General features: G+C 72.2%; 26 protein-coding genes and 1 pseudogene. 15 read left to right on the top strand and 12 right to left on the bottom strand.

What is annotated here, in order from left to right; translation table 11 throughout:
• Positions 1–89 precede the first annotated feature (89 nt).
• A complete protein-coding gene (locus ACWDZ7_RS17855; RefSeq protein WP_451797917.1) occupies positions 90–611 on the bottom strand; it encodes a CGNR zinc finger domain-containing protein in 522 nt (173 codons plus the stop codon).
• Positions 612–636: 25 nt separating this feature from the next.
• On the opposite strand from ACWDZ7_RS17855, the gene ACWDZ7_RS17850 reads away from it, so the two are divergent.
• The 5 genes from ACWDZ7_RS17850 (at position 637) to ACWDZ7_RS17830 (ending at position 5,706) form a co-directional block, all read left to right on the top strand.
• A complete protein-coding gene (locus ACWDZ7_RS17850) occupies positions 637–1,179 on the top strand; it encodes a GNAT family N-acetyltransferase (protein WP_451797916.1) in 543 nt (180 codons plus the stop codon).
• Between the two features lie 186 nt (positions 1,180–1,365).
• Positions 1,366–2,463, top strand: a complete 1,098-nt coding sequence (locus ACWDZ7_RS17845) for a M20 family metallopeptidase (RefSeq protein ID WP_451798109.1) — start codon at positions 1,366–1,368, stop codon at positions 2,461–2,463.
• On the top strand, positions 2,460–3,251 hold the full coding sequence (locus tag ACWDZ7_RS17840) for a GNAT family N-acetyltransferase (RefSeq protein ID WP_451797914.1): 792 nt from the start codon (positions 2,460–2,462) through the stop codon (positions 3,249–3,251). Before ACWDZ7_RS17845 ends, ACWDZ7_RS17840 begins: the two co-directional genes overlap by 4 nt.
• A complete protein-coding gene (menC, locus tag ACWDZ7_RS17835; protein WP_451797912.1) occupies positions 3,248–4,348 on the top strand; it encodes an o-succinylbenzoate synthase in 1,101 nt (366 codons plus the stop codon). The genes ACWDZ7_RS17840 and menC overlap by 4 nt, the downstream gene beginning before the upstream one ends.
• A gap of 134 nt (positions 4,349–4,482) precedes the next feature.
• Entirely contained in the window at positions 4,483–5,706 is a 1,224-nt protein-coding gene (locus tag ACWDZ7_RS17830) for a GDSL-type esterase/lipase family protein (protein WP_451797910.1), read from the top strand.
• A gap of 15 nt (positions 5,707–5,721) precedes the next feature.
• Here the strand turns inward: ACWDZ7_RS17830 and ACWDZ7_RS17825 are convergent, their stop codons facing one another.
• The 5 genes from ACWDZ7_RS17825 to ACWDZ7_RS17805 all read right to left on the bottom strand — a co-directional run bounded on the left by ACWDZ7_RS17825 (position 5,722) and on the right by ACWDZ7_RS17805 (position 10,327).
• Positions 5,722–6,330, bottom strand: a complete 609-nt coding sequence (locus ACWDZ7_RS17825) for a GNAT family N-acetyltransferase (protein WP_451797909.1) — start codon at positions 6,328–6,330, stop codon at positions 5,722–5,724.
• 53 nt (positions 6,331–6,383) lie between these two features.
• Entirely contained in the window at positions 6,384–7,697 is a 1,314-nt protein-coding gene (locus ACWDZ7_RS17820; RefSeq protein WP_451797907.1) for an MFS transporter, read from the bottom strand.
• A complete protein-coding gene (locus ACWDZ7_RS17815; protein WP_451797905.1) occupies positions 7,694–8,398 on the bottom strand; it encodes a helix-turn-helix domain-containing protein in 705 nt (234 codons plus the stop codon). The genes ACWDZ7_RS17820 and ACWDZ7_RS17815 overlap by 4 nt, the downstream gene beginning before the upstream one ends.
• 194 nt (positions 8,399–8,592) lie before the next feature.
• Positions 8,593–8,811, bottom strand: coding sequence for a chaplin family protein (locus tag ACWDZ7_RS17810; RefSeq protein WP_451519718.1), 219 nt, complete (start codon positions 8,809–8,811; stop codon positions 8,593–8,595).
• A gap of 163 nt (positions 8,812–8,974) precedes the next feature.
• Positions 8,975–10,327, bottom strand: a complete 1,353-nt coding sequence (locus ACWDZ7_RS17805; RefSeq protein ID WP_451798107.1) for an NAD(P)-binding domain-containing protein — start codon at positions 10,325–10,327, stop codon at positions 8,975–8,977.
• Positions 10,328–10,507: 180 nt separating this feature from the next.
• Between ACWDZ7_RS17805 and ACWDZ7_RS17800 the strand changes: the two genes are divergently transcribed.
• Entirely contained in the window at positions 10,508–10,867 is a 360-nt protein-coding gene (locus ACWDZ7_RS17800) for an ArsR/SmtB family transcription factor (RefSeq protein WP_451797904.1), read from the top strand.
• On the opposite strand, the gene arsB is transcribed toward ACWDZ7_RS17800, so the two are convergent.
• On the bottom strand, positions 10,857–12,014 hold the full coding sequence (gene arsB / locus ACWDZ7_RS17795; protein WP_451797903.1) for an ACR3 family arsenite efflux transporter: 1,158 nt from the start codon (positions 12,012–12,014) through the stop codon (positions 10,857–10,859). The genes ACWDZ7_RS17800 and arsB overlap by 11 nt on opposite strands.
• Positions 12,014–12,325 (bottom strand): ArsR/SmtB family transcription factor, encoded by a 312-nt coding sequence (locus ACWDZ7_RS17790; RefSeq protein ID WP_451797902.1) that lies wholly within the window; start codon positions 12,323–12,325, stop codon positions 12,014–12,016. The genes arsB and ACWDZ7_RS17790 overlap by 1 nt, the downstream gene beginning before the upstream one ends.
• Before the next feature lie 88 nt (positions 12,326–12,413).
• On the opposite strand from ACWDZ7_RS17790, the gene ACWDZ7_RS17785 reads away from it, so the two are divergent.
• Positions 12,414–12,827 carry an arsenate reductase ArsC gene (locus ACWDZ7_RS17785; RefSeq protein WP_451797900.1) on the top strand — a complete coding sequence of 138 codons (414 nt, stop codon included), beginning with the start codon at positions 12,414–12,416 and terminating at the stop codon, positions 12,825–12,827.
• Positions 12,828–13,240: 413 nt separating this feature from the next.
• Here the strand turns inward: ACWDZ7_RS17785 and ACWDZ7_RS17780 are convergent, their stop codons facing one another.
• On the bottom strand, positions 13,241–13,405 hold the full coding sequence (locus ACWDZ7_RS17780) for a hypothetical protein (RefSeq protein ID WP_451797898.1): 165 nt from the start codon (positions 13,403–13,405) through the stop codon (positions 13,241–13,243).
• A gap of 181 nt (positions 13,406–13,586) precedes the next feature.
• Between ACWDZ7_RS17780 and ACWDZ7_RS17775 the strand changes: the two genes are divergently transcribed.
• Positions 13,587–13,973, top strand: coding sequence for a hypothetical protein (locus ACWDZ7_RS17775; protein WP_451797896.1), 387 nt, complete (start codon positions 13,587–13,589; stop codon positions 13,971–13,973).
• On the opposite strand, the gene ACWDZ7_RS17770 is transcribed toward ACWDZ7_RS17775, so the two are convergent.
• Positions 13,957–14,946 (bottom strand): RICIN domain-containing protein, encoded by a 990-nt coding sequence (locus ACWDZ7_RS17770; protein WP_451797895.1) that lies wholly within the window; start codon positions 14,944–14,946, stop codon positions 13,957–13,959. The two genes, ACWDZ7_RS17775 and ACWDZ7_RS17770, sit on opposite strands and share 17 nt — an antisense overlap.
• A 229-nt stretch (positions 14,947–15,175) precedes the next feature.
• On the opposite strand from ACWDZ7_RS17770, the gene ACWDZ7_RS17765 reads away from it, so the two are divergent.
• The 4 genes from ACWDZ7_RS17765 (at position 15,176) to ACWDZ7_RS17750 (ending at position 17,072) form a co-directional block, all read left to right on the top strand.
• On the top strand, positions 15,176–15,634 hold the full coding sequence (locus ACWDZ7_RS17765; protein ID WP_451797894.1) for a hypothetical protein: 459 nt from the start codon (positions 15,176–15,178) through the stop codon (positions 15,632–15,634).
• A gap of 50 nt (positions 15,635–15,684) precedes the next feature.
• The gene (locus ACWDZ7_RS17760) at positions 15,685–16,149 is read left to right on the top strand and encodes a hypothetical protein (protein ID WP_451797893.1); all 465 of its coding nucleotides are present in this window, start codon (positions 15,685–15,687) and stop codon (positions 16,147–16,149) included.
• Positions 16,150–16,201: 52 nt separating this feature from the next.
• A complete protein-coding gene (locus ACWDZ7_RS17755) occupies positions 16,202–16,627 on the top strand; it encodes a peptidoglycan-binding domain-containing protein (protein WP_451797891.1) in 426 nt (141 codons plus the stop codon).
• Between the two features lie 94 nt (positions 16,628–16,721).
• Positions 16,722–17,072 (top strand): hypothetical protein, encoded by a 351-nt coding sequence (locus ACWDZ7_RS17750; protein WP_451797890.1) that lies wholly within the window; start codon positions 16,722–16,724, stop codon positions 17,070–17,072.
• Between the two features lie 7 nt (positions 17,073–17,079).
• Here the strand turns inward: ACWDZ7_RS17750 and ACWDZ7_RS17745 are convergent, their stop codons facing one another.
• Positions 17,080–17,580, bottom strand: coding sequence for a metallophosphoesterase family protein (locus ACWDZ7_RS17745; RefSeq protein WP_451797889.1), 501 nt, complete (start codon positions 17,578–17,580; stop codon positions 17,080–17,082).
• 95 nt (positions 17,581–17,675) lie between these two features.
• Between ACWDZ7_RS17745 and ACWDZ7_RS17740 the strand changes: the two are divergent.
• Together ACWDZ7_RS17740 and ACWDZ7_RS17735 are read left to right on the top strand one after the other, a co-directional pair.
• Positions 17,676–17,804 (top strand): annotated as a pseudogene (locus tag ACWDZ7_RS17740) (hypothetical protein); the annotation flags it as partial.
• A gap of 238 nt (positions 17,805–18,042) precedes the next feature.
• Positions 18,043–19,452 (top strand): DEAD/DEAH box helicase, encoded by a 1,410-nt coding sequence (locus tag ACWDZ7_RS17735; RefSeq protein WP_451798105.1) that lies wholly within the window; start codon positions 18,043–18,045, stop codon positions 19,450–19,452.
• 294 nt (positions 19,453–19,746) lie between these two features.
• Here ACWDZ7_RS17735 and ACWDZ7_RS17730 read toward each other — a convergent pair whose 3' ends face one another.
• Complete coding sequence (locus ACWDZ7_RS17730; RefSeq protein ID WP_451798103.1) at positions 19,747–21,090, bottom strand: MDR family MFS transporter; 1,344 nt, start codon at positions 21,088–21,090, stop codon at positions 19,747–19,749.
• Positions 21,091–21,341: 251 nt separating this feature from the next.
• On the opposite strand from ACWDZ7_RS17730, the gene ACWDZ7_RS17725 reads away from it, so the two are divergent.
• Positions 21,342–26,438 carry an amino acid adenylation domain-containing protein gene (locus tag ACWDZ7_RS17725; protein ID WP_451797887.1) on the top strand — a complete coding sequence of 1,699 codons (5,097 nt, stop codon included), beginning with the start codon at positions 21,342–21,344 and terminating at the stop codon, positions 26,436–26,438.
• Position 26,439: the final 1 nt, after the last annotated feature.

The following is a 26,439-nucleotide window of genomic DNA, read 5'->3' as shown; positions in this document are numbered from 1 at the left end:
TGAATCTGCAAGAACTTGCGAACGGGACCGTAAGCGGCTTCAAACGCGCGGTCAACCCTTCGCGCAGCACACCGGGGCCCGTTACCGCGTCACCGCCTGGCCCGTGCGCGATGACGGCGTACCGCGTCGCGGTTGGCACACGGGTGGGAGCAGTAGCGCTGCCGTCCGGTGCGGGAGGTGTCCGCGAAGATCGTGGCGCACTCGGCGACCGCGCAGCGCCGCAACCGGTGCATGCCGCGTCCCACCAGGTGCAGCGCGGTGCCGACCGCGATGAGCGAGAACAGCAGGGTGCCGAGCGGCAGTTGGTCGCCGCGGTAGTGCAGGTGCCAGCCGTCGCCCGCGTGGTCGGTCAGGCGGGGGTGGCCGGCGGAGGCGGCCAGCATCCGGTTGACCGACTCGGCGCGCTCGCACTCGTCGGCGGCGTCGACGACCTTCTCCCACGCGTCCAGGGCCGCCCGGACAGCGGCCAAGTCCTCCGGTGCGGCCGGGCGTTCCAGGGTCAGACCGGCGGCGCGGCAGCGGTCCGCCAACTCCCCGGGGTCGGCGGGGAATCGGTTGGCCAGGTCCGCCGCCAGGTTCACGGCATCCGTGCCGTAAGGGTTGAGATGCATAAGACCATTACATCAAGGTGATCACATGACACACCCCGACGGACAGCTCGCCACGCCGCACCCCGGAGACCCCACCACCCGTGACCCCACCACCCATGACCGTGCCGTACGGCAGGCCGTGGAGGGCGATCTGCCGGAGCTCGTACGCCTCCGTGCGCTGCTCTTCGACGACCTCGGCGGCGACTACTTCAACCCGGCGTCAGCGGGCGGCGACTGGCGCCACCACCTCGTCACGGTCCTCAAGGAACAGCTGACCGCCCGGAGCGCGCGGATCCTCGTCGTGGACGGTGACGACGGCCTGGCCGCGTGCGGCATCGGCACGGTCGACCAGTGGTTTCCCGGGCCGCACAATGTCAACGGCCGGGTGGGTCACGTGATCGGGGTGGTCACCGACCCGGCGTACCGACGGCGCGGCCACAGTCGCGCGATCATGCGGGCCCTGCTCGACTGGTTCCGCGAGCGGGAGGCCTCCCGCGTGGACCTGTACGCCTCGCCCGAGGGCGAGCCGCTCTACCGCGCCCTGGGCTTCGTCGACCACCCCGATCCGGCGCTGTACTGGCGCCCTTGAGCCGTGGACGCGAACCGTCGACGCCCCCGGGCCTCCTTTAGCATCGCAGGAATGCTTTCAAGCAGGAATGCTCAAGTAGGAATGCTCAAGGAGGAAGAGGAGGAGTCGAGGGTGACCGAAGATCGACACAGCGGCGCGGGTGACACCGGGGCGGCGCCGGAGGAGTCCGCGGAGCGGCTCGCCGCGATGGTCGCTGATCTCCAGGAACTGGTGGTGTGCGAATCCTTCTCCTCGGACCTGGAGGCGGTGGCGCGCAGCGCGGACGTCGTGGCCGCGCAGGGGACCCGGCACCTCGGCGCCGCGCCCGAACGCATCGTCGTCAAGGGGGTGACGCACCTGCGATGGGTGTTCGGCACGCCCCGGGTGCTGCTCCTCGGTCACCACGACACCGTGTGGCCGATGGGTTCGCTGGCGAGTCACCCCTGGTCGGTGCGGGACGGCGTCGCGCGCGGGCCCGGCATCTTCGACATGAAGGCCGGCCTCGTGCAGATGTTCCACGCCCTGGCCTCGCTGCCCTCCCTGGACGGCGTGTGCGTCCTGGTGACCGGGGACGAGGAGGTCGGCTCGGACACGTCACGGAAGCTCATCGAGGAGACGGCCCGGCAGTGTGCGGCGACGTTCGTGCTGGAGGCGGCTGCCGACGGTGGCGCGGTGAAGACCGCGCGCAAGGGCACCTCCGACTACGAGTTGGTGGTGCACGGCAAGGCGGCCCACTCCGGCCTGGAGCCGGAGAAGGGGATCAACGCCGCGATCGAGGCCGCGCATCTCATCCTCGCGCTGGCAGGGCTCGTGGAGAAGGCCGACGTCGACGCCCCCTCCGCGGAAGGGTGGCGGACCACCGTGACGCCGACCATGACCTGGGCCGGCTCGGCGACCAACACGGTGCCCGCCGAGGCGACGGTCTGTGTCGACGTACGTGTCCCCACGCTCGCGGCGCAGGAACGGGTGGACGCCGCGATGCGGGCGTTGAGCGTGACCGTGCCGGGGGCGCGCCTTGAGGTGCGGGGCGGCCCCAACAGGCCCCCGATGGAGCCGACTTCCTCCGCCGACCTGTTCGAGCGGGCGCGGGCGGTCGCTCAGCGGTTGGGTCTTGGCCCGCTGCGCTCGGCGGCGGTGGGCGGAGCGTCCGACGGGAACTTCACCGCCGGGCTCGGCTGCCCGACGCTGGACGGTCTGGGTGCCGTGGGCGGCGGGGCCCACGCCGACCACGAGCATGTGATCGTCGCGGAGATGGTCCCCCGGGCCCGGCTTCTCGCCGGACTCGTCGAGGAGGCCGCCCGTTGAGCGACCTCGACGTCCGCGAACTCCATGAGCTACGTGAACTGGCCGCCGCCAACGCGCTGTTCGAGGAGATCTGGGGCTCCGCGCCCGGGGCCTCGCCGATGGGGACCGAGCAGATGCGGGCTCTCTCCCACGCCGGGAACTATGTCGCGGGCGCCTTCGCGGACGGCTGTCTGGTCGGCGCGTCCGTAGCCTTCTTCGCGGCGCCCGTCGGTCAGGCACTGCACTCCCATGTGACGGGCGCCCTCCCCGGGCACGCGGCGGGCCCGGCCCTCAAGTGGCACCAGCGCGAATGGGCGCTGGCCCGCGGGCTCTCCCGGATCACCTGGACGTACGATCCGCTGGTACGGCGCAACGCACACTTCAATCTGGCCAAGCTCGGCGCGCGGCCGGTGGAGTACCTCGCCAACTTCTACGGGTCACTGGACGACGCGATCAACGGCGGTGACGACACGGACCGGGCGCTGGTCGCCTGGGAGCTGTCCACCCCGGTGCCCGCGTCCGGCCCCGGCCCCGCTCCCGTCCCCGCGGATGCCGTGACCGCCCTGTCGCTGCGCGAAGGCCTGCCGGTCGTGGAACCTCTCGACTCCTCCACCACCACTCTCCTGCTCGACGTCCCGCCCGACATCGAGGCGTTGCGGCGCACCGATCCGGGCGCGGCCAAGGCGTGGCGCCTGGCGATGCGGGAGGTGCTGGGCGGCCTGTTGGCCGAAGGGGCCCGCGTCACGGGCTTCCACGACCGGACTTCGTACGTCGTCACGCGCGACCACCCCAGGAGGCAGGCCACATGAAGCTCACCGGAATCGAACTGCGCCGGATCGTGATGCCGCTGCGGTCGCCGTTCCGCACCTCCTTCGGCGTCGAGACCGCCCGCGACGTCCTGCTCGTACGGGTGGTCACGCCCGACGGCGAGGGGTGGGGCGAGTGCGTGGCGATGTCCGAACCGCGCTACTGCTCCGAGTACGTCGACGGGGCCGCCGACGTGCTGCGCCGCTTCCTCGTCCCGGCGCTGCCCGCCGTGGCGGACGCCCACTCGGTGAAGCGGGCCATGAAACCCTTCAAGGGCCACAAGATGGCCAAGGCGGCCCTGGAGACGGCCGTGCTCGACGCCCAGCTGCGGGCGGCCGACCAGTCCTTCGGGGCTTTCCTCGGCGCCGGGCGCGAGCGTGTGCCGTGCGGGGTGTCGGTGGGCATCATGGACTCGGTCCCCGAACTGCTCGACGCCGTAGGAAGCTTCCTCGACGAGGGGTACGTACGCGTCAAGCTGAAGATCGAGCCCGGGTGGGACGTGGCACCGGTCCGCGCGGTGCGGGAGCGGTTCGGCGACGAACTGCTGCTCCAGGTGGACGCCAACGCGGCCTACACGCCGGCGGACGCCCGGCAGCTGGCCAAGCTGGACGCGTTCGACCTCCTGCTCATCGAGCAGCCGCTGGCCGACGACGACCTGGTGCAGCATGCGGCGCTCGCGAAGCTGCTGCGTACGCCGGTCTGCCTGGACGAGTCGATCGAGTCCGCCGAGGACGCCGCCGCGGCGATCACGCTGGGCGCCGCGTCCGTCATCAACATCAAGCCGGGCCGGGTCGGCGGCTACCTGGAGGCCAAGGCCATCCATGATCTGTGCGTGGCCCACGGCGTCCCCGTGTGGTGCGGTGGCATGCTGGAGACCGGCCTCGGCCGCGCCGCCAACGTCGCGCTGGCCGCACTCCCCGGCTTCACCCTGCCGGGTGACACCTCCGCCTCACGCCGCTATTTCGCCACGGACATCACGGAGCCCTTCGAACTCAACGCGGGCCACCTCGACGTGCCCACGGGGGCGGGGCTCGGGGTCGAGCCGGTCGCGGAGGTGCTGGAGCGGGTGACCACGGAGAGGGAGTGGATCCAGCTGTAGGGCGGGGTCCACCGGCTGGAGGAACCGCCTGTAGGGGCTGCGGCTGCGGCTGCGGCTGCGGCTGCGGCTGCGGCTGCGGCTGCGGCTGCGGAAAATCATGTGCGGTTCAGGTACGCCCTTGACAGGCTGATGTCATGAACTCTCCGCACGACCCCGCCCCCGGCCCCTCCGTCACTCCCCGGGGAACGGACTGGATCACCACGCCGATCACCCTGCCTCTCGCCGAGGACCTGCTGCGCGGCGCGCTCGACCTGGAGCGTACCGAGCACGGGGTGCTGCCGCACCGGCTGCCCCCGCGCGCCCGCGCCCAGTGCGCCGACGGGCAGTTGGCCATGGCGGAGGCCCAGCCCTCCGGCGTACGGCTGGTCTTCCGCACGCGCGCCACCGTCGTGGAGCTGGACACGCTCCGCACCAAGACGGCCTACCGGGGAGCGCCGCCCCGCCCGGACGGCGTGTACGACCTGCTCGTCGACGGCACCCTCGCGGGGCAGGCCGGCGTGACCGGTGGCAACGTCCTGATGGTGGACATGACCACCGGTTCGGCGGAGACCGTGCCCGGGCCGGTCGGCACCGTCCGCTTCCCCGGCCTGCCCGACCGCGTCAAGGACGTGGAGATCTGGCTGCCGCACAACGAGGTCACCCAGCTGGTGGCCCTGCGCACCGACGCCCCCGTCGAGCCGGCCCCGGATCACGGCCGCAAGGTGTGGCTGCACCACGGCAGCTCCATCAGCCACGGCTCCGACGCGGCGAGCCCCACCACGACCTGGCCCGCGCTGGCCGCGTCCCTCGGCGGCGTGGAGCTGATCAACCTCGGCCTGGGCGGCAGCGCCCTGCTCGACCCGTTCACCGCGCGTGCCCTGCGCGACACCCCCGCGGACCTGATCAGCGTCAAGATCGGCATCAACCTCGTCAACCTGGACCTGATGCGTCTGCGCGCCTTCGGGCCCGCGGTGCACGGCTTCCTCGACACGATCCGCGAGGGGCACCCGAGCGCCCCACTGCTGGTCGTCTCGCCCATCCTGTGCCCGATCCACGAGGACACGCCCGGCCCCGGCGCCCCGGACTTCAGCGGCCTCGGCGAGGGAAGGCTCCAGTTCAAGGCCATGGGCGACCCCGCGGAACGGGCCGCCGGGAAGCTGACGCTGAACGTGATCCGGGACGAGCTGGCCCGCATCGTGAAGCAGCGTGCGGCCGACGACCCGAACCTCCACCACCTCGACGGCCGCGACCTCTACGGCCAGGCGGACTTCGCCGAGCTGCCGCTGCCCGACCAGCTCCATCCGGACGCCGCCACGCACCGCCTCATCGGCGAACGCTTCGCCGCACTGGCCTTCGGCCCGGCCGGACCGTTCGCCTAACGGCTCGGGGGGCTCCTAGGCGTCGGTCGGGCGGCGCGGCTCGCGCCACATCGACCAGAGCGTCGGCCCCTCCCCCGGCAGCCGCAGCTCTTCGCGCACGGTGAAGCCGAAGTGCTCGTAGACGGGGATGTTGGACGGCTTGGAGGACTCCAGGCGGACGGGCTCACCCGCCGCGTCGGCCTGGGCCAGCCCCGAGCGCAGCAGGGCGGCCCCCTGCCCCTGGCCCTGGGCGGCCGGGTCGGCGCCGATGAGCGACAGGGACCAGTGCGGTTCCTGGGGCGTGTGCTCGGCGGCCATCTCGACGGCGCCCCCGAAGAGTTCCGCCCGGTCGCCGAGGATGTCCCGAAGCTCCTGGACGGTCTCCGCGTCGGGTACGGCCTTCGACTGCGCCTGCGGCGGCACCCAGAACGCGGCCGCCGACTCCGTGCGTTCACACACTCCGTGGTGGACATACTGCCGGGTGAAGATCGTGGTGAAGTAGCGGCCCAACGACGCCTCGCGCGAGGCGCCGTCGGGGAAGAACCAGCACATCATCGGGTCGTCGCCGAAGGCGCGGGCCAGGGTCCGGCCCACCAGCGGAGCATCATCGATCGTGGCCGCCTTCGGCATGTTCGATATAGGCATACGGGTCATTCTGCACCCGGTGATCTTCGACGCAGGGGCGGGGCCCAGACCTGTCAGGGCTTCGAAGAACAGGCGCTCAGGGCTCCCAGTGGCGCGGGCGCGCGGCGGGTCCACAGCAGGGCCCCGGCAGTCAGTGCGGCGCCTCCGACCAGCCAGGGCAACGGTCCGGGAGGGAGGGTTCCGATGGCCAAGCCTGCCAAGGCGCCGAACAGTTGCAGCGCGAGGGACTGGACCGACAGGGCGGTGGCGCGCCCCGTCGGGGACACGCGCCGGTGCAGCAGGTCGTTCTCGTTCGGTCCTGCCGCGCCGAGGCCCAGGTAGACCAGGGCGAAACCGGTGACTCCCAGAGCCATGGACACCGGCCCCGTGGAGGCCGCCGTGGCCGCGATCAGCAGCAGTCCGCTCGCGCCGACGCCGAGGGCGACCAGGACCGCGCGCTCCCCGTCGGCCGCCAGTCGGGCGGTGAGCGGTGCGAGATGGCTGCCGAGGGCCGAGCAGACGAAGCCCGCGCAGGCCAGCCCGGCGAAGAACACCGCGCCCGTCTCGGGTTCACCGGTCAGGGCCGCGACCCGGCCGGGGGTGAGCAGTTCCACCGTCACCAGCGCACCACCCGCCGCTGCCGCGCTGAGCAGCACCCGGCGTACGAGTACGTCACGTCCGCCCAGGCGCAGTCCGGATATGACGGTGGCGGGGATGCCGCGCAGAACGCCGCACACGCTCGTCGGCGCCCGCGGCGGCTCGGGCAGAGCGGTCAGGACGTACAGCACGAAGACGACGTCCAAGGCGGCGGCCACCAGCACCGGGACGGAGAGCGGGAGCACCAGGCCGGAGGTGGCCCGGCTCAACCACGCGCCGGGATCGGGGCCGAGCCCCAGCAGCCAGGGCAGAACGCCGCCGGCCAGGGTGCCGGCCGCCAGCGCCGCCGCGGTGGCCGCGCTGCCGCGGGCCAGGCCGGTCCGCAGTTCGGCGTCCGGGCCGGCGGTGGCCTGGACGGTGTCGACGTACCAGGCCTCGGCCGGCCCGCTGGACAGGGCGCGTCCCGCGCCCTTCACCGCCATGCCGAGCATCAGCACCCAGGCGGTGGTGCCGAGGCTCACCAGGGTGAACGCGGCCAGGTCCAGGAGGCCGGCGGCGACGAGGACGGCGCGGCGGCCCAGGACGTCGGAGAGGCCTCCCGTGGGCAGTTCGAGCACGGCGGCCGTCAGCGAGTGCGCGGCGAAGAAGCCCGCGATGGCGGCGAGAGTCATGCCGCGCTCGGTGAAGAGCAGCACTTGCGGGGCGATGGCCAGCCCGAGCGGCAACCAGAAGAGCGCGCAGACAGTGACGTAGCGACGGCGCGCGGCCGCTATGCCGAGGGGCTCGCTCACGGCGCGCCACCCGCGGAGCCCGCGGAGCCCGCAGAGCCCGCAGAGCCCGCGGAGCCCGCGGAGCCCGCGGAGCCCTCCGACTCCTCAGAGCCCTCAGACTCCTCCGGCTCCTCGTCCGCGCGGCGTGCCAGAGGCAGGCCGGCCGCGAAGACGACCGTCTGGGCGGCGCGCGGGTCCGCCGCGTCGCGAGCGGTCAGCTCCGTCAGCTTCTCCTCGAACGCCCGCCACAGCTCTCCGAGCGACTCCGGGGTCAGACGGGGCAGCATGTCACTGATCCCGGACGGCTCCAGCCACTGCGGCCCGAGCCGACCCGCCGCCAGATCTTCCTCGTGCCGCACCAGCGTCTCCCCCAGATGCTGGATCTGACGCCTGCGCATCGTGCCGACGAAGCCGCGGCTGCCGGGCGACGCCTCCATCGCCTCATTGCTCCACGAGGTCACCTCGTGCACGGCCCGCCAGCGACGCTCCCTGCTGTCACGCCGGTCGGCCTCGGCGACGAACGCGTACTTCGCCAGGACCCGCAGGTGGTAACTGGTGGACGCGGACGACTCCCCCGTCGCCGCCGCCAGTTCGGTCGCGGTGGCGGGGCCCTTCATCCGCAGCAGACCGAGCAGCCGGATACGCAGGGGATGTGTGAGGGCCTTCAGGGCCGCCGCGTCGCTCTCGGGGTCGAGGACGCGCCGCTTGTCTTCGCTCGTCATGGCGTGAGCGTACGGCGAGACCCGGGCATCCAAAAGAAGTTTTGCAAAATTTCATTGGGGGTCCGTGGGCGGCGTCGCCGGGTGCGCGGCACCGCAGGGCCTTCACCTCGCGGCGGCACGCGCGCCGCGTACGCCGAGACGAGGCGGCCCGGCCGGGGTTTCCCCCGGCCGGGCCGCCTCTCTCAACGCCGTCGTCAGTTGCTCTTGCACTTGTTGCCGGAGGCGGGGTTGAGGAGCGCGATGATGTCGATGGTGTTACCGCAGACGTTGAGGTCGTTGTCGGACAGGATGTCCTGGCTGTCGTAGACCTTGCCCGGCCCGGAGGGGTCGTCGTCGGCAAGGGCCTGGCTCGCACCGCCGACAACGGTGCTGGCAGCGAGCAGGACGGCGACGCTGAGAGTGCGGACACGCATGGATTGATCTCCTGGGTCGTAGGAACTGCGATCGCCTCCAGCAGATAACCGACGACGCGTTCGCGCGAACGCTCGCGGCCGTTCGGGCGAAGCGGGCCCTACGGAGGCACGAGCCGCGCGGCAGCCCCGTGACAGCTCTGCGACAGCCCTGCGTATCGCGTTGTCAGCAGCCGCCCGAGGTCGCCACCGCGCTCGTACCGATCCGGAGGGTGGACGGCGCCCCGCAGCAGCCGCCGCCGGACTCGTCGGCGTCGGCCGGTTCGTCGAAGAGCCCGGCGCCGCCGCAGACGCCCGTCTCAGGGAGGGTCAGCTCCACGCGCTCGGCGGCCTCCCGGTCACCGGCGAGGGCGGCCGCGATGGAGCGGACCTGCTCGTAGCCGGTCATGGCGAGGAAGGTCGGGGCGCGTCCGTAGCTCTTCATGCCGACCAGGTAGACGTCCCGCTCCGGGTGCGAGAGCTCGCCCACCCCGTGTGGGTAGACGGTCCCGCAGGAGTGGACGTTGGGGTCGATCAGGGGGGCCAGTTCGACCGGCGCCTGGAGACGCTCGTCGAGGCCGAGGCGCAGCTCGCCGAGGAAGGACAGGTCGGGGCGGAAGCCGGTCAGGACGACGACCTCGTCGACCGGGTCGAGGTGACGGCCGTCCTCGGCGACCAGGATCAGCTGATCGCCGTTCTTCTCGACGGCGTCGGTGCGGAAGCCGGTGACGGCGTCGGCGTGGCCGTCGTCCACGGCGGCCTTCGCCGCGAGGCCCAGGGCGCCGCGGGCCGGGAGCTGATCGGCGTCGCCGCCGCCGAAGGTCGCGCCGCTGATGCCGCGCCGCAGCACCCATACCGCGTGGGTGCCGGGCACCTCCTTGGCGAGGTCGGCCAGGTACGCGAGCGCGGTGAACGCGGAGGCTCCGGAGCCGATCACCGCGGTGCGCTTACCCGCGTAACGGGCCCGTACCGCCGGGTCCTTGAGGTCGGGCACACGATAGGAGACGCGCTCCCGCAAGGCCCGCTCGCCGAGGGCGGGCAGGCCGTCGCCGCCGATCGGGCTCGGGGTGGCCCAGGTACCGGAGGCGTCGACGACCGCGCGGGCGATGACGCGCCGCTCGCTGCCGTCGGCGTTCCGGACATGGACGGTGAAGGGCCTGCGCTCGCGGTCGGCGTCGACGACGCGGTCGCGGCCCTGACGGGAGACGCCGGTCACCGTCGTGCCGTAGCGGACCCTCTCGCCCAGGGCGTCGGCCAGCGGCTGCAGATACTTCTCCGCCCAGTCACCGCCGGTCGGACAGGCCGCCCCGTCCGGCTTCGCCCAGCCGGTGGGGGCCAGGAGCTTCTCTGCGGCGGGGTCGACGAGCTCCGACCAGGTGGAGAAGAGGCGTACGTGCGACCACTCCCGCACGGCGTTGCCGGCGGCGGCACCGGCCTCCAGGACCAGGGGTTCGATGCCCCGCTCGACGAGGTGGGCGGCCGCGGCGAGGCCGACGGGGCCCGCCCCGATCACCACGGTGGGCAGGGCGGCGGTGGACACGTGGTCGATCTGCGCGGTCACGGTGACTCCCCATTTTCTGTATCGACGTCTATCGATGCATTAGGCGTGCGGCCAGCATGACGCCTGTTTCGACATTCGTCAACATAGACATGCATCTATTCAACGGTTCCGCCGACACTCGGCGATCCTCTCTGATTTGACGTGTGTCAACATAGACGCATGTCGAATGCCAAGGCGTTGCCGCTGCTGGAACCGGGCGTCGAGCCCTGCTGCCCGCCCCTGACGGAGCGCCCGCTCACCGCCGAGGAGGCGGTGCGGACGGCCGCGATGTTCAAGGCGCTCGGCGACCCGGTCCGGCTACGGCTGTTCTCGCTGGTCGCCTCGCACGAGGGCGGGGAGGCCTGCGTGTGCGACATCTCCGATGTCGGGGTCTCCCAGCCGACCGTGTCCCATCACCTGAAGAAGCTGAAGGAAGCCGGTCTGCTCACCTCCGAGCGGCGCGGGACCTGGGTGTACTACCGCGTCGAGCCGTCCGTGCTCGCGGCGATGGGGCACATGCTGGGCCGCGTCACCGCCTGACAGCCGGGAACTTCTTGCGCCAGGCCAGCGACACGTACACGAGCCCGATGAGGACCGGGACCTCGATGAGCGGTCCGACGACGCCGGACAGGGCCTGGCCGGACGTCACGCCGAAGGTGGCGATGGCGACGGCGATGGCCAGCTCGAAGTTGTTGCCCGCCGCGGTGAACGCCAGCGTCGCGGTGCGGTCGTAGGCGAGGCCGAGCCCCTTGCCGAGCAGGAAGGTGCCGAAGAACATGACGGCGAAGTAGACCAGGAGCGGCAGCGCGATGCGGGCCACGTCCAGTGGCTGCGAGGTGATCGTCTTTCCCTGGAGGGCGAAGAGGACGACGATCGTGAAGAGCAGACCGTAGAGGGCCCACGGGCCGATCCTGGGCAGGAAGCCGGACTCGTACTTCCCGCGGCCCAGCCTCTTCTCGCCGACGCGGCGGGTGAGGAATCCGGCGACGAGCGGGACGCCGAGGAAGATGACGACGTTCAGGGCGATCTTCCACATGGAGATGTCGAGGTGCTCACCGTCGCCGAGGCCGAGCCACTTCGGCAGCAGATCGAGGTAGAGCCAGCCCAGGAGGCCGAAGGCGATCACCTGGAAGACGGAGTTCAGGGCGACCAGGACGGCGGCGGCCTCCCGGTCGCCGCAGGCCAGGTCGTTCCAGATGATGACCATGGCGATACAGCGGGCGAGGCCGACGACGATGAGCCCGGTGCGGTACTCGGGCAGGTCCGGCAGGAAGATCCAGGCCAGCGCGAACATCACGGCCGGGCCGATGATCCAGTTGATGACCAGCGACGACACCATGAGCCTGCGGTCGCCGGTGACGGCGTCGAGCCGGTCGTAGCGGACCTTGGCGAGGACCGGGTACATCATGACCAGCAGGCCGACGGCGATCGGCAGGGAGATACCGCCGATCTCGACCTCGGCGAGAGTGCCGTCGAGGCCGGGGACGAGGCGACCGAGGCCGATCCCGACGGCCATCGCGAGCAGGATCCACACCGCGAGGTAGCGGTCCAGCGTCGACAGCTTGGCGACGATCGAGGCGTCCTTGCCGGCCTGGGGCGGCGAGGTGGTGCCGGTAGGGTCGGTGGTACTGGCGGTGGCACCCGTGGTACTGGTGGCGCCGGTGGCACCGCGGTCGGTCGCGGTCATCAGCAGGATCGCTTTCGGTTCGTCTCGATGGTGGTGCGCGCGGTCTCGGCGAGGTCGCCGAAGGTCGCCGCGAGTGCCTCGATGACCTCGGGCCTCAGCTTGTAGTAGGTGAAGCGGCCGCACGGCTCCGTCTCCACCACGCCGGCCTCGCGGAGGACGCGCAGATGGTTGGAGAGGTTCGTCTGCCGGGCGCCGGTCTCCGCCACGAGGTGCGTGGTGCACAGCGTCTCGCGGGCGAGCAGGGTCACGATCCGAAGCCTCAGCGGGTCGGCGATGACCCGGATCAGTTCAGTGCCGACTGATGTCATCATGGGCTGATACTTTCACATCAGCGTCCAGTGATGCGACCGTGCGCGACAACGTGGTGCGCCCGTGCGCGACAAGCGAGAGAGACCTCAGATGCCCGAGAAGCCTTCCGTCCTGTTCGTCTGCGTCCACAACGCCGGCCGCTCCCAGATGGCCGCCGCCTGGCTGACCCACCTGGCCGGTGACCGCGTGGAGGTCCGCTCGGCGGGATCGGACCCGGGCGCGGAGGTGAACCCCGCCGCGGTCGAGGCCATGCGCGAGGTGGGCATCGACATCTCGGCCGAGACCCCGAAGATGCTGACCGTCGACGCGGTCAGGGAGTCGGACGTCTGCATCACGATGGGCTGCGGCGACGCCTGTCCGGTCTTCCCGGGCAAGCGCTACCTCGACTGGCGGCTCGAAGACCCGGCGGGCCAGGGCGTCTCGGCCGTCCGCCCCATCCGCGACGAGATCAGGACCCTCGTGGAGGGTCTGATCGCGGAGATCGCCCCCGAACAGACGGCGTGAACGGAGCGGGTGACGGTCGCTGACGCAGCGGCAGGCCCCACGGGCCGCCGCTGTCAGGCCCCTGTCCCTTTCCTCGGAGAGGCGTGCGCGACACGAACATCCGGACCAGCAGGAAAGCGGCAACGACTGGCGCCGGCCCGCGCGTTCCCGCGCGACGAGCGGGATCTGATGGTCCTCGACGAACCGGCCTCCGGGCTCGACGCGCAGGCGGAGGCGGAGATCCAGGAGGCGCTGCGGACTCACGGGCGCGGCCGGACCAGCATGCGATCTCCCACCGGCTCGGCTCGACTCGGTCAGGGACGCCGACGTGATCGTGGTGCTCGCGGCGGGGCGGATCGTCGAACGGGGCGGCCACGATGCCCTGATGGCGCCGGACGGGAGCACGCGCGGCTGTTCGTCCTCCAGGCGTCCGGCTACCGGGCGGCGGGGGCGGCGGAGACCGGCCCGGCGTCGAGGAAGCGGGCCCGCGGTGAGGCGCCGCGGGGTTGGGCCGTGCCCGCCGCCGCGCTCGGCCTGGCGGGCGTCGCCGCGCTGCTGCGGTACTCGGTGGTCCGCGTCACCGTGCGATGCAGCGGCAAGGCGCCGGTGTACGGGGGACGGCGCCCAGGTCCTCGTACACCGCGACGGGCGGATCGTGGCGGGGCGGGGCGGATGGTCGTACTGGAGTCCCCGGCACGGAGGGCGAGTTGGCCGCTGCCGTCGGGGGGCCGCGCGGCTTCTCCCCGTGCGGTGACGGCCCGGCGGTGGATCATCAAACGCGTGGCGGCGGCCCCGGGCGAGCCGGCGCCCACTGCCCCGCGTCCCGGCCTGGACCGTACGGCGGGCCTGCACCGTACGGCGGGACTGGACCGCACGACGGGCCCTGCACCGCACGGCGGGCCCTGCACCGTACGGCGGGCCCTGCACCGTACGGCGGGCCTGGACCGTACGAAGGGCCTGCACCGCGTGCCGGGCCTGCACCGCGTGCCGGGCCTGCACCGTACGGCGGGCCCTGTCGGGCCTCCGGGCCGGCTCGTGCTCCTCGGCGTCAACCCGCTGAACAGCTACGGCTCTCGGCAGCCGGGCTGCTTTCCCCTCGGGCGGGTTCTGGGCACGGTCGTCGGGCGCCGTACGGCGCAGGCCCGCTCGCTCACTCCGCGTCGATGAAGAACTCCTGGGAGAGAGCTGACGTACACGTCTGGCGCATGACCTCGACGCCCTCCGCGGTGCCGCCGCCCACCATGCCCAGGCACTGGCCCGTGTTCGCGTCGCGGACGCGGAATCCGCCCGGCGCCGGGGTCTCGACCGGTTCGACCAGGAACACCGTGGCGGCGGCGCAGGCGTCCCACGGTTCGAGCATGCCGGGGACCGGGCCCCCGTCCATGACGGCCAGACAGCCGATGCCGAACTCGGGGTGGTGCCATTGGATGCGGTAGCGGCCCGTGCCGACCTCTTCGAGGTAGGTGCGGGGCGGGACGGCCTGGGCGCACGAACGCTGGACGGCGACGGCGCTGTGGTAGAGGCCCTTGCGGTCGCGGCCTTCGGTGACGCACAGGGAGGGCGCGCTCGCCGGACGGATCTTCGCCCAGCCCAGCGTGGGGCCCTGGTAGCGCTCCTGCGTGAAGACGGCTCCGGGCTGGCGATCGCAGCCCCACTGGCGCAGCTGCGCGCCGTCGGCGGTGGAGGAGCCGCTGACCTCCAGGCACAGCGGGGACGCGGAGACGGTCTTGGGCTGGATCCAGACCCCGCCGTCGGCCTCGGTGAAGGTGAAGCTCGCGCCGGGCTGATTGCCGCAGGTCTGCTGCCGGACGAGGGCGCCGGCCGTGGTGCTGGAGTTCTCGACCGCGGCGCACTTGCCGCTGTACACGTTGACGATCTGGTACGAACCACCGCCCAGGGCCGAGGACTTCAGCGTCCACAGCGCGTTCTTGCGTCCGGCGCACCGGCGTTGGGTGATCACCTCGCCCTCGGTGGCGGTGCCGGCTTCGAGGCACATGCCGCTGTGGGTGGCGATGATGTTGATGTCCTCCGGCGCGGCCTGGGCCGCGCCGGCCGTTCCTTGCACGCCCGTCAGCGCGAGCAGGAGGGTGACGACGGCGAGCAGCGCGGCGTGCGTACGTCCGTGACCGGGTCTTCGCATGGGTTCCCCTTGGGTGGGCCGGTGGGAGCGGAGATTTACACAAGGGGCTGACGTGAGCCTGACACAACGCGGGCGGACGCGGGGCGGATGCGGGAGGGCCGGTTCGTCAGCGGCGCGTCAGGACGCGCGGCCACCATCGGCCCCGTACCGCCAGTAAGGGACGGACCGGGCCGGCCGAGACGAGGGTCGGCCAGGACGATGGCCGACCGAGACGAGGGGTGTACGCACCATGAGTGGAAGACCCAGGAGCCGGCTGCGTCGGCTGCGTCGCCTGCGGGATGCCGCGGGCCCGCTGGCCGCCGCCGCGCTGATGTGCGGGGCGCTCACCGCGCCCGCCTCCGCGGCGGCCGAAGCCGATCCGGCGTGCTGGCTGCGGCCCGGTGAGCCGCATGTGGACTGGACCGGGATGAACTTCACCGGGGACATGTGGTGCGATCTCACCCCGGGCTCGGTGCGCATCCAGTCGCGCTCGACCAGCCCGGTGGTGGGCAAGATGCTCTTCAGTCCGCGGTGGTTCGTGTGCTGGAAGGAGGGCTCCGACTACATGGGCAACAACATCTGGTACTACACCCAGGGCGACCAGATCGTGACGTCCCCGAAAGTCAAGGCGTGGGGCTACATGCCGGCGGTCGCGGTCAAGGCGCCCCAGCATCCCTTCCCCGGCCTGGCCAAGTGCTCCTGGGCGTGACCTTCCGCTTCCCCCTCTCTCCGCCCGTGACGACCGATCAGGAGTACGCCGTGAAAAGGAGACCGTTCCTCCCCCGCACCTCGCCCCGTGCGACCGCCGTCGCCGTCGCCGCCACCGTCGGCGCCCTGCTGTGTCTGCCGTTGGCGGCCACCCCCGCGAGCGCCGGAGAGCGAGCCACCTGTTCCCTTCAGGAGGGCCTCGTCATGCGCGACACCATCGGCAACACGTTCACCAAGGCGCTGTACTGCGACAACTTGGAGTCGGACGTGTACGGCAGGCCCACGTTCGATGCGCCGATCACCGGATGGCTGCGCCTCTCGCCGTCCTGGTTCACCTGCTACACCATCGGCCCCAAGGACACCCAGGGCAACAACGTCTGGTACTACACGCAGGGCGACCAGGTGGGCGAGCTGCCCACCATCAAGGGCTGGGGCAACGTCCCCGCGGAGGTCGTCCAGATCCCCTCCACCATGTCGCACCCGGTCGCCGGGCTGCCGCGCTGCCCCTGGTACTGAGCGCTCCCGCCTCATCCCGAACTGTCATGCACCGAGCTGTGAGGAGTCCCCGATGAAGACGAGACGTACGATCCGAACGGCCGCCGGGGTGGCCGTGGCCGCCACCGCGCTGGCGATGTCCGCCGCGGGCCCCGTCGCCGCCCGCGCCCCCGGGAGCGCGCCGCCGTCGACCGCCACCCTCGGTTTCACTGACCCTCACGGAGGGGCCCACCCCGAGGCCGCCGAAAGCGCGACGGGCACCGAATGGCGCCTGTGCATGTATCTGGGCGGGCACACGACCCTCCAGATGGGCAGCACGGGAGAGGCCGTGCGGCACCTCCAGTGCATCCTCAACGACGTCTACCGCTACGTGAACGTCCCCAAGACCGGCGTCTTCGAAGAGGTCACCAAGGCGTCGGTCGAACACTTGCAGCGCCAGTTCTCCCTGCCGGTCACGGGCATCGTGGACTCCGCCACGTGGGGCGCCCTGCATCCTTGAGGGGTAACGTTGTGATCTTCGGTCGGCGGAAGCCGCCCGGAGTCACCCCGAGGCCAGGGCGTTGGTCAGCGGCCGCGTGGAGCCCCTGTTCGACATGGGAGAGGTCGGGCGTTCGTTCGCTCGTGGCAAGTGGCGGCTGTGGCCCGCGCGCCAGACCGTGGTGGTGTGGGAGTTCCTGCACGCCTGGTGGGCGGCCACCCTCGCCGAACTCGCCGAAACGGCCGCCCTCTGGGAGTACGACCTGCTGGGGGACCAACTCCCGTGGCGGGCCTGGGAGGACGAGGACATCCTGCGCGCCGAGCTCGCGGACTGGCTGGTCCGGCACGCCCCGGCGCGGCTTCGGGCCCACGGTGTCCCCGAGGAACTGCTGCACCGGATACGGCTCGTAGGGCTCACCGGTCCCGCTCGCTGGGAGGACACGCACTGGCCCGGCCACCGCTACTGAGCCGGCTTCAGCGCGGCGGCAGCCGGTGCAGCGTCACGTCGTGCAGGGCGCCGTCCGAGACGGTCAGGGTGAGGAACGTACAGAAGGGCTGGCGTCTGCGGTCGGTGGGAGAGCCGGGGTTGAGCAGTCTCGGGCCGCCGGGAGCTCGGGTGTCCCAGGGGATATGGCTGTGGCCGAACACGAGCACGTCCAGGTCGGGGAAGCGTTGAGCGCACCGGCGCTCGCGACCGGTGGCCGCTCCGGTCTCGTGCACGACACCGAACCGGAGCCCGGCCAGCTCCGCGCGTGCGACCTCGGGGAGCCGTCGGCGCAGCGGCGGGCCGTCGTTGTTGCCGAACACGCCGATCAGCCGACGCGACCTGGACTCGAACAGGTCGAGCGTGGCCTCGTCGATCCAGTCCCCGGCGTGGATCACCACGTCCGCCTCGTCGATGCCTGCCAGCAGGGCGTCCGGCAGCCTCTTCGCCCGGGCGGGCACATGCGTGTCGGAGGTCAGCAGCAGCCGCATGGGACCAGCGTAGGCCGACTCCCGGCCGGCCACGTCCTGACTGCGCCGAGGGACTGTCGTGGGCCCGGCCGCCAGGGAGACTCGTCCTGCAGGAGGTGCGGAAGGTCGTGCGCGGCGCATGGGATCGGGTGCCGGCGCTCCCGGAGACCTCCTTCACCGACCGGGGCCGCCCCGCCGACCTGGGCGGCACCTCTCTCAAGGCCATGGCGGTGCTCGCCGGACTGGAAGAGGCCTTCGATGTCACCGTGAGTCCGGCCGTGACGCGCGAGGACACTGTCGCCGCGCTTTGGGTCCGCGTACGGCCTGAGGTCGATCCGACCATGGCGTACGCCGGCATCCGGGCAGCGCGGTCAGGGCCAGGACTCCGCGCCCGGCGGACCGTCACTCTGTGTTATTCTCAACCGTTTGCGCGCACGCGCCGGCCGGGCCTTCCTCGGTACGTTCCTCTGCGGAAGGCTTTTCATGGATCACCACTCGGACCGCCCCGACACCTCGGACGGCGACCTCGCCCCGGCCGTGTCGCCCACCGTGCCGCCGATCGCCTCCTTCGCCGAGCTGGAACTGCCGGCCGGGATCCTGCGGACGCTCACCCGGCTCGATGTGCGCGAGCCCTTCCCCATCCAGGCCGCCACGCTGCCCAGCGCCCTCGCGGGGCGCGACGTCCTGGGGCGCGGGCGCACCGGTTCGGGCAAGACGCTCGCCTTTGGTCTGCCGCTGCTCGCGCGGACGGCGGGGCGGCGCGCGGAGCCGAAGCAGCCGCTCGCCCTGGTCCTGGTGCCCACCCGGGAGCTGGCCCAGCAGGTCACCGAGGCGCTCACGCCGTACGCCGACGCGCTGCGGCTGCGGATGGCCGCGGTCGTCGGCGGCATGTCGATCGGCCGGCAGATCGCCGAGCTGCGCGACGGCGCCGAGGTCGTCGTCGCCACGCCCGGCCGTCTGCACGACCTCATCGAACGCAAGGCCTGCCGCCTCGGGCGGGTACGGATCACCGTCCTCGACGAGGCCGACCAGATGTGTGATCTGGGCTTCCTGCCGCAGGTCACCGAGGTGCTCGACCAGGTGCGCCCCGACGGGCAGCGGATGCTGTTCTCGGCCACCTTGGACCGCGACGTCGACGACCTGGTCCGGCGCTACCTCCACGACCCGGTCGTGCACTCCGTCGACCCGTCCGCGGGCGCGGTCACGACGATGGACCACCATCTGCTGATCGTCCACGGCCCCGACCGGTACGCCGTCACCACGGAGATCGCCGCCCGCGACGGCCGCGTACTGCTGTTCCTGGACACCAAGCACGCCGTCGACCAGCTCAACCGGCATCTGCGGGCCAACGGGGTGCACGCGGCGGCCCTGCACAGCGGCAAGTCCCAGCCGCAGCGCACGCGGACCCTGGCGCAGTTCAAGAGCGGCCAGGTCACCGTCCTGGTGGCGACGAACGTCGCGGCCCGGGGCCTGCACGTCGACGACCTCGACCTCGTCGTCAACGTCGACCCGCCGACCGACCCCAAGGACTATCTCCACCGCGCGGGCCGCACCGCCCGGGCGGGCGAGTCCGGCAGCGTCGTCACACTGGCGCTGTCGGGCCAGCGCCGCGAGGTGACCCGGGTGATGGCCGAGGCCGGCATCGAGCCGACCGTCACCAAGGTGCGCTCGGGCGAGGCGGAGCTGAGCCGGATCACCGGGGCCAAGACCCCCTCCGGCACCCCCCTCGACGGTCCCGCCACACCCCGCCCCAAGAACACCAACGCCCCCTTCCGTGGCCTCGGCACCAGCAAGGACGCCTCCCGCACCACCGGCGGCAAGTCCCGCAAGACCGGCGAGGCCCGCAAGCTCGCGGAGGCCCGCAAGGCGGCACAGGTGCGCCGGGGCCGCTGAGGGGACGCCCGCGTACGGACGTTCCGGCCGATCATGGTCTTGCCTGTCAGGGCTCGACACCATGCTGTCGGGCCTGCACCCCACGATCCGCTGGACGCCTCCCGTCCTGGCGCCGGTCGCGGCCGGTCGCGGCCACCGAGGCGGAGAACGCGGCGAGCCGCCGGGCGCTGGGCTCCGCCGGGTACGTCCCGGCGGAGGGCCCCACGACGCGTACGCTGATGAACGGCCGGAGCGTCCCGGTGATCTGGTACGTACACCAGGGGGCGCCCGGCGGGTCCGTCCAGGCGGTCGGCGTCAGTCGTCCGCCGCCGCCGCGGCGGGGTGTCCGCGGGGCAGTGTCAGGGTGAGCGCCAGGGCCAGGACGATCAGGCCCGCGACCCACCAGAAGGTGTGGCTGAAGTCCGTGGGCGTGGCGTCCTGCTGCTGACCCGCCTGGCTCGTCAGCACCACGGCGAACAGGGCCGTGCCGAGCGAACCGCCCACGCGCTGCAGGATGTTCACGGCGGTGGTGGCCCGTGGTATGGACGCCTTCGGCAGTCCGCCCTGGAAGACGGCGGCCATCAGCGGGCCGACGCAGAGCCCCACGCCCGCGCCGCGCACGGCCAGTGCGGTCAGCAGCAGCCACATCGGCGGATCGGCGGGCAGCTGGGTGTAGACGAGCGTCCCGGCCGCCAGCACGCCGAGGCCCGCCAGCATCGCGGGCCGGGGGCCCAGCTTGTCGGCCAGCGAGCCGCCCAGGAAGAGCATCAGCAGCATGCCGATGCCCTGCGGCGCCACCTCCAGGCCGGCCTCCAGCGCGGTGTGGCCCCTGGCCTGCTGGAAGTAGAGGGGGAAGAGATAGACCGCGCCGAAGAAGAAGGCGCCGTACACCAGCATGATTCCGGCCAGCGTGCGGAACCAGCGGGTGGCGAAAAGCCGTAGGTCGATGACCGGAGGGTGCGGGGTGCGCCGGGCGTGCACGACGTATCCCGTCAGGAGTACGGCTCCGGCCGCGACCGGGACCAGTACCGCGGTCGCGCCGTCGGCGACCCTGGAGACGCCGAAGACCAGCAGGGCGAGGCCGGGAGAGAGCAGCAGCAGTCCTCTGAGGTCGAGGCGGGCCTCGCGCTGCGGCTCGTCGGGCGGGAGCAGCCGGGCGGCCAGTACGCCGGCGATCAGGCAGATGGGCAGGTTGAGGTAGAAGATCCAGCGCCAGGTCGTCGTCTCCACCAGGATGCCGCCCAGGGTCGGTCCGATGACCGAGGCGAACTGGGTGGGGATGGTCACCAGGGCCATGATCCGGCCGACCCGGGAGGGGCCCGCCGCGCGGGCGAGGACCGCCTGGGCGATGGGCACGATCATGCCGCCGCCGAACCCCTGGAGCACCCGGGAGATGATCAGAGAGGGAGCGGACCAAGCAATTCCGCACAGCAGTGAGGCGCCGAGGAAAATCCCCATCGCCGTGAGCCACATGGTCCGGGCACCGAAACGGTCGACGGCCCAGCCGGTTACCGGGATAACGGTGGCGATTCCCAGCAAATAGCCCGTGATAATCCATTGGATCGTGTCAATCGGAGTGTTGAATTCCGAACGAATACTGTTCAGGGCCAACGACACGATTGTCGCGTCCAGAGCCGCCGCGAACGTGCCGACGGCCATGAGAGCGCCCAGCACCAGCAGAGGTCGGTCAAGTCGCGTATCGGCCTGCTCGGAAGTGTCCGCACTGGTCACACGCGTCCTCCATGGGTGGGGATGTACGGCATTCGGGGAGCCATTACCCCCCTCCCGTCTGGTCCGAGATCATGCATTGTTCAAGCCCCGAAGTCCAGATCTTGATCTCGTGAACGCGGCCTGAAAGCATCCCTCTTCAAACACCGGCTGCTCCAATACGCAACGAACGGACGGATGTTATGTTTCGGGCTCAACTGCCCACTCTCGCGGGCATTTTCGAGAATCACGCCGATTCCGCACCAGAGCGGGCGGCCGTCATGTTCGATGCCCGGGAGTGGAGTTACGCGCAGCTCGACGTCCGCGCGAATCGACTGGCCGCCCATCTGATCGACCGAGGGGTGCGGCCGGGAGCCTTCGTGGGTGTGTGCACCGACCGGCGGTCGGACATGGTGGTGGCCACGCTGGCCGCGCTCAAGTGCGGTGCCGTCTCCGTGCCGTTGGACGTGTCGTACCCGGCCGAGCGGCTCGCCTGGATGGCCGGGGACGCCGGGCTCGACCTCGTCGTCACCCGTCGGCCGCACGACAAGTTGCTGCCGCTGGAGAACACCCCCGTGGTGCGGCTGGACAGCGACGCCGAACTGATCGCGGCGTGCGGCGCCGGGCGCCCCGGCCTCCAGTCGGCGGCCCAGCCCGCCTGCATGATGTACACCTCCGGCTCGACGGGCCGCCCCAAGGGTGTGCTGACGACCCAGAAGGCCATCATCAGGCTGGTCGTGGACACCTGCTACCTGCGGCTGACGCCCGAGGACCGGGTCGGCTTCGGCGGCAACCTCTCCTTCGACGCCAGCGTGCTGGAGATGTGGATGGCGCTGCTCAACGGCGCCTGCCTGGTGAGCATCGAGCGGGACGTGATGACCTCACCCCGTCACCTGGGGCAGTTCGTCCGGGAGCAGCGGCTCAGCACGGTGTTCGTCACGACCTCCCTCTTCAACGAGGTGATCCGGAACGAACCGGCGGCCTTCGCCACCGTGCCGCAGCTGGTCATCGGCGGCGAGGCGGCCGACCCCGGCAGCGTCCGCGCCGCCCGCGAGCACCTGCCGCCGGGCGGCCGCCTCCTCAGCGGCTACGGCCCGACCGAGGCCAGCACCTTCTCCGCCGTCTACGACACGGCCGCGCTCCCGGCCGGGGCCGACGGCGTCCCGATCGGCACCGCGATCGACCAGACACTGTTGTACGTACTGGACGAGCGGTTGGAGCCGGTCCCCGACGGCACCCCGGGCGAGCTGTACATCGGCGGCACCGGAGTCTCGTACGGCTACTGGCGCCGCCCCGACCGCACCGCCGCCTCCTTCCTGCCGGACCCCTTCGCGGGTGGCGGGGCGCGGATGTACCGCAGCGGGGACCGGGTGACCCGGCGCCCGGACGGCGTCATGGAGTTCGGCGGCAGGCTCGACGGCCAGGTGAAGATCCGCGGCTTCCGGATCGAGCTGGGCGAGGTCGAGGAGGCGCTGCGGGCGCACCCGGCGGTGATCGCGGCCGTCGCCACCGTGCGCGAGGACCGGCCGGGCGACCGGCGGCTTGTCGGCTATGTGGTGCCGGCCGATCCTGCCGAGCCTGCTGGAGAACTCCCCGATGCCGTACGTGAGTTCATCCGCGGAAGGCTCCCCGCCCAGCTCGTGCCGAGCGCGCTTGTCGTACTGGACCGCGTTCCGCTGACTCCCAACGGCAAGGCCGACCGCGCCGCGCTCCCCGCCCCCGCGGTGCGCGCCGCGACGGACGACGCGCGGGCGGAGCGGTCCGGGGGTCGCACCCGGGACTCCGCCGAGGAGGCGATCGCCGCGATCTGGGCCGAGGCCCTGGGCGTCGACGAGGTCGCCAACGACCGGAACTTCTTCGATCTGGGCGGTCACTCCCTGATCGCCACCCAGGTGGTCGCGCGCATCCGTGAGGCGTACGGCGTCGAGCTGCCGATGCGGCTGATGTTCGAGGGGCGGACGGTGGCCCAGCTGGCCGAGGCCGTCCGGCGGGCCGGGGCGGACCGCGAGGGCCCCGCGAAGCTGCCGACGGTGCCCCGCAGGGACGATCCGGCGCGGGGCCTGCCCTCCTTCGGCGAGGAGCAGTTCCTCTTCCTGGACGAGCTGAAGCCGGGCAACACCGCGTACAACAACGCCTTCGCCTACCGGCTGCGCGGCCCGCTGGACACCGAGGCGCTGCGCCGCGCGCTGAGCGCCCTCGCGGCGCGGCACGACGCGCTGCGCACCTCCTACGACAGCACCGGGGAAGCGCGGCTCGCGGTCGTCGCCGACGAGGTCCGGCTGGAGCTGCGTACGGCCCCGGCGCACCGCCCCGGGGACGAGGCGGGGCTGCGGAGCACGCTCGACGAGGAGGCGTACCGCCCCTTCGACCTGAGCAGCGCGCCGCTGCTGCGCGTCCTGCTGGTGCCGCTGGGCGAGGAGGATCACGTACTGCAGCTCACCGTGCACGAGATCGTCGCCGACGCCGCGTCGCTGCGTGTCCTCTTCGAGGACTTGAGCGCGCTGTACGCGGGCCGTCCGCTGCCGGCCGAACCCGCTGTGGGCTACCGCGACTTCGCGCAGTGGCAGCGCGGGCGGCTGGAGGGCGCGGAAGCGGCCCAGGGGCGGACCGAGGAGCGGGCAGAGGGGGCCGACAAGGGCCTTGTCGGCCAACTTGACTACTGGCGCCAGCGGTTGGCCGGGGCGCCCGAGTTGCTGCCGCTGCCCACCGACCGGCCGCGCCCCGCCGTGCAGTCCTTCCGCGGTGCCACCCACCACTTCACCCTGCCCGCCGAGCTGGTCACCGACCTGGACGAGCTGGCCAGGGAGCACGAGGCCAGCCTGTTCATGGTGCTGCTCAGCGGCGTCAAGGCGGTGCTGCACCGCTACACCGGCCTCGACGACCTCGTCGTCGGCTCACCGGTCGCCGGCCGGCTGCGGCCGGAGCTGGACCGGGTGGTCGGCTTCCTGGTCAACACCCTGGCGCTCCGTACGTCGCTGGGCGGTGACCCGACCTTCACCGAGCTGCTCGGCCGGGTGCGGGAGACCTCGCTGTCGGCCTTCACCCACCAGGAGATCCCTTTCGAGCGGCTGACGGCGGAGCTGGCTCCTTCGCGCAGCCTCAGCCACAGCCCGCTGGTCCAGGTGCTCTTCTCGCTGCACACCATGCCGGGCGAAGGGCTCACGCTGCCCGGAGTCGAGCGCGAGCCGCTGCCGTCGGACTTCCGCGCCACCCAGTTCGACCTGACGTTCACGCTGGAGCGGCGGCCCGACGGCACGATCGCGGGGGCCGTCATCTACAGCACGGACCTCTTCGACGAGCGAAGCGTCGACCGGCTGACCGGACATCTGACCACCCTGGTGCGCGGTGCGGTCCGTGCGCCACGGACCCCGCTCTCCGCGCTGCCGCTGCTCACCGCGCCGGAGCACGAAGGGCTGCGGCAGCTCAACGCCACCGCCAAGGACCTCACTCCGGGCGCCCCGCGACTGCTGCACGAGGTCGTGGAGGAGCAGGCCCGGCGCACCCCCGACGCCACCGCGCTCGTCCACGAGGGCGACCGGCTGAGCTACGCCGAGCTGAACACACGCGCCAACCGGCTCGCCCGCCATCTGACCGCCCAGGGCGTCGGCCCGGAGCGGATCGTCGCCCTGTCGCTCGAACGCGGCCTGGACATGCCGGTCGCGATCCTCGCCACGCTCAAGGCGGGCGGCGCCTACCTCCCGGTGGACCCCACCTATCCGCGGGAGCGGCGGGAGTTCATGCTCACGCACTCGAAGGCGGCCGTGGTCCTCTCCGGAGCGCTGCCGGACACCGGGGAACTCCCCGGCGACGACCCGCGCACGCCGGTCGACCCGCGCAGTCCCGCGTACGTCATCTACACCTCGGGCTCCACCGGCAGACCCAAGGGCGTCCTCATCCCGCACGCCGGGGTCGTCAACCTCATCACCGACCCCCATTACGACGCGCTGGTCCCCCGGGGCTGCCGGGCCGCGGTGTGGGCGAGCTTCAGCTTCGACGCCTCGGTCTACGCGATGTTCCCCGCCCTCGCCCGCGGCGCCGAGGTGCATCTGGCGCCCGACCGGGCCCGCACCACGCCCGAGGACCATCTGGACTGGCTGATCGAGCACCGCATCGAGAGCACGTTCCTCGCGCCGTACATGGTCCCCGAGGCGGCCCGCCGGTCCGGACTCGAACTGCGCGGCATCAGCGTCGGCGCGGAGGCGGTCTCCGTCGAGGCCTACCGGCAGCTGTCCGGGCGGCTGCGCGAGGACTGCCTGGTCGTCAACGCCTACGGCCCGACCGAGGCGAGCGTCAGCGCCAGCATGTATCCCGTGCCGGTGCCTCTTCCCGAGGAACTGTCCGGTGCGGAGAGCCTGCCCATCGGCCGGGCCCTGCAGAACGTACGGCTGCACGTGCTGGACCCGGCGGGCGCCCCCGTCCCCGCGGGCGTCACGGGAGAGCTGTGGATCGCCGGTGAGGGCCTGGCCCGCGGCTATCTCGGCGACCCGGCGCAGACCGCCGACCGGTTCCGCCCCGACCCCCTGGGCCCGCCCGGCACCCGCATGTACCGGACCGGGGACCTGGCGTACCGCCGGGCCGACGGTGAGCTGGTCTTCGCGGGCCGCGGCGACAAGCAGATCAAGCTGAACGGGCTGCGGGTGGAGCCCGGTGAGATCGAGGCCGTGGCCGAGCGTCATCCCGCGGTCAACGCCGCCCACGTACGGGCGTACGAAGGCGGCCTGGTCGGCTACCTGGAGGTGCCGGACGCGGACGGCTTCGACCTCGACGAGCTGCGCGGCTTCCTGACCGCGGCCCTGCCGCAGTCCTTGGTGCCGGGCCGGTTCGTGGTCCTGCCCGAGCTGCCGCTGTCGCCGAACGGCAAGCTCGAACCCGACCGGCTGCCCGACCCCGGCGAGCTGCGCACGCCACGCGGCCGCGCCCCGCGGACCGGGACCGAGCGGCTCGTCGCGGAGCTGGTGGGCGAGCTGCTGAACATCCGGGAACTGACCGCGCAGGACAAGTTCTTCCAGCTGGGCGGCGACTCCCTGAAGGCGGCCCGGCTCGCCCGCAGGCTCTCCAAGGCCCGCTCGCTCCCGGTGCCCACCCTGCTCCCGCTGGTCCTCCAGCAGGAGACCCTCGGCGACCTGGCGGCCGCCGTGGACACAGCTCTGGCCGCGGCCCTGGCCACGGCCGCCCGGCCCGGCGCACGGCGCGAGGGGCCGCTGTCCGGCGCCGCGCCGCTGCGCCCCGCGGTGCGCCGCACCCTGGCCGAACTGGTCACCGAAGACAGAGCGACCGAAGACAGAGCGGAGGAGATCTAAC

The sequence above is a fragment of the Streptomyces sp. NPDC003032 genome, assembly GCF_053591415.1.
This window is presented reverse-complemented; position numbering and strand designations above follow the sequence as displayed.

Excerpts from the sequence above, each read along its gene's own strand:
- ACWDZ7_RS17745 (WP_451797889.1), bottom strand. The coding sequence starts at position 17,580 with ATGCGGCTGCTGCTGACCTCCGACACGCATGTGCCCGCCCGGGCGAAG.
- ACWDZ7_RS17750 (WP_451797890.1), top strand. The coding sequence starts at position 16,722 with ATGGGAGAGGTCGGGCGTTCGTTCGCTCGTGGCAAGTGGCGGCTGTGG.
- ACWDZ7_RS17815 (WP_451797905.1), bottom strand. The coding sequence starts at position 8,398 with ATGACGAGCGAAGACAAGCGGCGCGTCCTCGACCCCGAGAGCGACGCG.
- ACWDZ7_RS17830 (WP_451797910.1), top strand. The coding sequence starts at position 4,483 with ATGAACTCTCCGCACGACCCCGCCCCCGGCCCCTCCGTCACTCCCCGG.
- ACWDZ7_RS17845 (WP_451798109.1), top strand. The coding sequence starts at position 1,366 with ATGGTCGCTGATCTCCAGGAACTGGTGGTGTGCGAATCCTTCTCCTCG.
- ACWDZ7_RS17810 (WP_451519718.1), bottom strand. The coding sequence starts at position 8,811 with ATGCGTGTCCGCACTCTCAGCGTCGCCGTCCTGCTCGCTGCCAGCACC.
- ACWDZ7_RS17755 (WP_451797891.1), top strand. The coding sequence starts at position 16,202 with ATGAAGACGAGACGTACGATCCGAACGGCCGCCGGGGTGGCCGTGGCC.
- ACWDZ7_RS17825 (WP_451797909.1), bottom strand. The coding sequence starts at position 6,330 with ATGCCTATATCGAACATGCCGAAGGCGGCCACGATCGATGATGCTCCG.
- ACWDZ7_RS17785 (WP_451797900.1), top strand. The coding sequence starts at position 12,414 with ATGCCCGAGAAGCCTTCCGTCCTGTTCGTCTGCGTCCACAACGCCGGC.
- arsB (WP_451797903.1), bottom strand. The coding sequence starts at position 12,014 with ATGACCGCGACCGACCGCGGTGCCACCGGCGCCACCAGTACCACGGGT.
- ACWDZ7_RS17770 (WP_451797895.1), bottom strand. The coding sequence starts at position 14,946 with ATGCGAAGACCCGGTCACGGACGTACGCACGCCGCGCTGCTCGCCGTC.
- ACWDZ7_RS17855 (WP_451797917.1), bottom strand. The coding sequence starts at position 611 with ATGCATCTCAACCCTTACGGCACGGATGCCGTGAACCTGGCGGCGGAC.
- ACWDZ7_RS17730 (WP_451798103.1), bottom strand. The coding sequence starts at position 21,090 with ATGGCCGTCGGCACGTTCGCGGCGGCTCTGGACGCGACAATCGTGTCG.
- ACWDZ7_RS17850 (WP_451797916.1), top strand. The coding sequence starts at position 637 with ATGACACACCCCGACGGACAGCTCGCCACGCCGCACCCCGGAGACCCC.
- ACWDZ7_RS17800 (WP_451797904.1), top strand. The coding sequence starts at position 10,508 with ATGTCGAATGCCAAGGCGTTGCCGCTGCTGGAACCGGGCGTCGAGCCC.
- ACWDZ7_RS17765 (WP_451797894.1), top strand. The coding sequence starts at position 15,176 with ATGAGTGGAAGACCCAGGAGCCGGCTGCGTCGGCTGCGTCGCCTGCGG.
- ACWDZ7_RS17790 (WP_451797902.1), bottom strand. The coding sequence starts at position 12,325 with ATGATGACATCAGTCGGCACTGAACTGATCCGGGTCATCGCCGACCCG.
- ACWDZ7_RS17735 (WP_451798105.1), top strand. The coding sequence starts at position 18,043 with ATGGATCACCACTCGGACCGCCCCGACACCTCGGACGGCGACCTCGCC.
- menC (WP_451797912.1), top strand. The coding sequence starts at position 3,248 with ATGAAGCTCACCGGAATCGAACTGCGCCGGATCGTGATGCCGCTGCGG.
- ACWDZ7_RS17725 (WP_451797887.1), top strand. The coding sequence starts at position 21,342 with ATGTTTCGGGCTCAACTGCCCACTCTCGCGGGCATTTTCGAGAATCAC.